The sequence below is a fragment of the Pseudomonadota bacterium genome, assembly GCA_030860485.1.
GTDB lineage: Bacteria > Pseudomonadota > Gammaproteobacteria > JACCXJ01 > JACCXJ01 > JACCXJ01.
In genome coordinates this window covers 1-2,975 of sequence record JALZID010000365.1, presented here as the reverse complement: position 1 = coordinate 2,975, position 2,975 = coordinate 1, and the positions used below count along the sequence as shown (strand labels likewise).

At 58.5% G+C, this 2,975-nt stretch carries 4 protein-coding genes and 1 other annotated feature; of the genes, 2 read left to right on the top strand and 2 right to left on the bottom strand.

What is annotated here, in order from left to right:
• Positions 1-320: 320 nt before the first annotated feature.
• Together M3461_22595 and M3461_22590 are read right to left on the bottom strand one after the other, a co-directional pair.
• A complete protein-coding gene (locus M3461_22595) occupies positions 321-518 on the bottom strand; it encodes a hypothetical protein (protein MDQ3776935.1) in 198 nt (65 codons plus the stop codon).
• Between the two features lie 93 nt (positions 519-611).
• A protein-coding gene (locus M3461_22590) for an IS3 family transposase (GenBank protein ID MDQ3776934.1) occupies positions 612-1,837 on the bottom strand; the annotation gives its coding sequence in 2 pieces (ribosomal slippage) (positions 612-1,552 and positions 1,552-1,837; 1,227 coding nt in all).
• Positions 1,443-1,559, bottom strand: a sequence feature (AL1L pseudoknot). (Overlaps the previous gene by 117 nt.)
• A 72-nt stretch (positions 1,838-1,909) precedes the next feature.
• Between M3461_22590 and M3461_22585 the strand changes: the two genes are divergently transcribed.
• On the top strand, positions 1,910-2,668 hold the full coding sequence (locus M3461_22585; protein MDQ3776933.1) for a hypothetical protein: 759 nt from the start codon (positions 1,910-1,912) through the stop codon (positions 2,666-2,668).
• On the top strand, positions 2,653-2,975 hold a 323-nt coding region (locus M3461_22580), incomplete at its 3' end, for a hypothetical protein (protein ID MDQ3776932.1). The genes M3461_22585 and M3461_22580, both read left to right, overlap by 16 nt.

The following is a 2,975-nucleotide window of genomic DNA, read 5'->3' as shown; positions in this document are numbered from 1 at the left end:
CCTCCACCGTCCCCGCTACCAACCGCCTGAGTTGCGCCAGTGTGGTTCATGGCGATCACCATGCCCCCGATGATCGATCCAAATCTTACCGTTCAGCGAGTAAGGATTTCAAACGCACTTTTTTCGGTAAGGAAAGCTACTGCTGAACCTATGAGCTGTCAATGACGCGAGGTCACTGACGAGAATTGGGGGATTTGCGGGCCCGTCCTCCGTCCGAGAGGTCGATTTTCGGGGCGGTTTGGCGTCACGCGCGGACGCGGGCCGAAGGGGGCTGTCGGCTCAGGGAGCTGAACCGCGTGGAATGGGGTATTGGTTGGCGATCAGGCGGTTTGGAGGAGCGCGAAGTGCCGCGCGGGTGCGCGCGGCGGTGCGCGGATAGGTAAGCCGAGATGCGCGAGGATCTTGGCGATGACGGTGGGGTCGAGGATGGCGGCGAGGATCGTCAGGGTACCGCCGCAGTTGGGGCAATGTTCCATATCGATAGCGAACACCCGCTTGAGCAACTGGGCCCAGCTCAAGCGCGCCGACGCCGAGGGATGGAGTGTCTCACCGTGGCCCGGTGGGTTGTCAACTGAACCGCCCCGGGATTCCCGGAGACTGTTTGATTTGAGTCAAGCCGCCATGGCCGACTGTTCCGATTGACGATAGTACACCTCTTCGAGCTCTGCGGGTGGAATGTCGCCGATGGGCCCGAGGAGTCGTCGATGGTTGAACCAGTCAACCCACTCGAGCGTCGCGAACTCGACGGCTTCGAGGTGACGCCACGGCCCGCGCTTCCCGATGACCTCGGTCTTGAACAGACCGATGATCGATTCGGCCAGCGCGTTGTCGTAGGAGTCGCCGATACTGCCGACCGACGGCTCGATGCCAGCTTTGGCCAAGCGCTCGGTGTAACGGATCGAGATGTACTGCACCCCCCGATCGCTATGATGGACCAGACCATCCTCGTCGGACACTGCACGGTCGTAGAGGGCCTGCTCCAGTGCGTCCAACGCCAAGTCCGTGCGCAGCGCACTCGACGCGCGCCAACCGACAATCCGCCGCGAATAAGCGTCGATGACAAAGGCCACGTAAACAAATCCGCGCCAGGTCGCCACATAGGTCAGATCCGACACCCACAGCGCGTTCGGTCGAGAGACGTGGAAGTTGCGGTTCACCCGATCCAAAGGGCGAGGCAGCTCGTCGACACCACGCGTCGTCTTGATCTTCTTCCCCCGAACCACACCGTACAAGCCCATGGCACGCATCAACCGCGCGACCGTACACCGCGCCACCTCGATCCCCTCGCGGTTCAGTTGGCGCCACACCTTACGCACCCCATAGACCTCGAAGTTCTCTCGCCACACCCGCACGATCCCGACGCGAAGCGCCTCGTCACGTCGGAATCGTGGGGGCAGACGGCTCGTGTCGGCGTCCCGAGCCTTGTGCTCGTAATACGTCGAGGGGGCGATCGGCAGGACTTCGCAGATCGGCTCGACCCCATAGGCGTCTCGATGTGCGTCGATAAACGACACCATCACTTCCCGTGGCGGTCGAGCTCCGCCTGGGCAAAATACGCCGAGGCCTTGCGCAGGATCTCGTTGGCCCGACGTAACTCGCGATTCTCGCGCTCCAGCATCTTGAGACGCTCCCGCTCCTCGCTCCTCAGACCGGCTCGGCGACCTTGGTCACGCTCAGCTTGACGCACCCATTTGCGCAGCGTTTCCGTCGTGCACCCGATCTTCGAGGCGATCGACAACATCGCTGCCCATTGCGATTCGTATTCGGCCTCGTGCTCGAAGACCATCCGAACCGCCCGTTCCCGGACTTCCGGGGAATATTGCTTTGGCTTGTTCATGACTCCATCCTCTCAAGGTTTGGAGTCTCCGAGAATCCCGGGGCGGTTCAGGACAGCCTGAAAAAGGGACTGTTGAGCGGTGAACGGTTGTATCACGATCTAAAGCGCATGGATGTGGCGTATTTAGACAAAAACAAACGCGAATATGAAATCACCAAGCACATTTCGCTCATGACGCTCGATCCGATCAGTCTCGTTAAGTTAAAAGAAACGGACGAGTGTTTTGTCAGCCTGCCGGAAGCGCTCTTTGACATCGATTATCCGGGGCATTACATGAGGCGGATCAAGTCAGTCAGCATTACTATTCCTTGCGTGACTGGCCCTTATGCCGGCGTCAATTGCACGCTCACGCAGCTCAACAGTTCTATCCGTCATGCCAATACGCTTTCGGGTGGTCAATATTCCCGCCGCGACGACGATACACGCTTCTCCGACAGTTTTGGCACCATCCAGTCGATCGTCACCAGCAGCGGCCAGAACGACAGCGGCTTATTCGAAGCAAACATGCGTGACGAGCGTTACCTGCCATTCGAAGGTCAGGGCGCGATCAGTACGTGGCGAATCCAATTGCCGGACAAATTCAAGTCGTTCGACTACGACACCATTTCCGACGTCGTTCTGCACGTACGATACACCGCCAGGGATGCAGGAGGGTTACTGAAGCAACATGCCACCGCGGGATTGGAGACTGCGGTGAACGAGTTTGTGCAGCGCGAGGGTCAACAGGGCCTCGCGCGCATGTTTAGCTTGCGCCACGAGTTTCCGACGAGTGGTACCGTTTTCTCAATCCAGTCGAGACGGTCGCAGGGCAGACATTGGAGTTCACATTGACGCAGGACCGGTTCCCCCTCCAATTCCGTGGTCGAACAATTGAAATTAACCGCGCGGACATCTTCCTCAAGTTCAAAGATATATCTGATCCCGATGTCTTCAAGAAGGATACAAATAACCCTACACCACTAGGTGACTACAAGTCCGCTCCCCTTAATCTGGCTCTCATACCGCCTGTACCGCCTGGCGATACGCCGACGCCGCTCAGTAGCAACGATTCATTTCTGAAGGGGCTACCGCACGGCGTTCAGAATTTCGAACCACCTAAAGACCTCGGTAATTGGTCGCTGGAAATAAAAGGCGATGA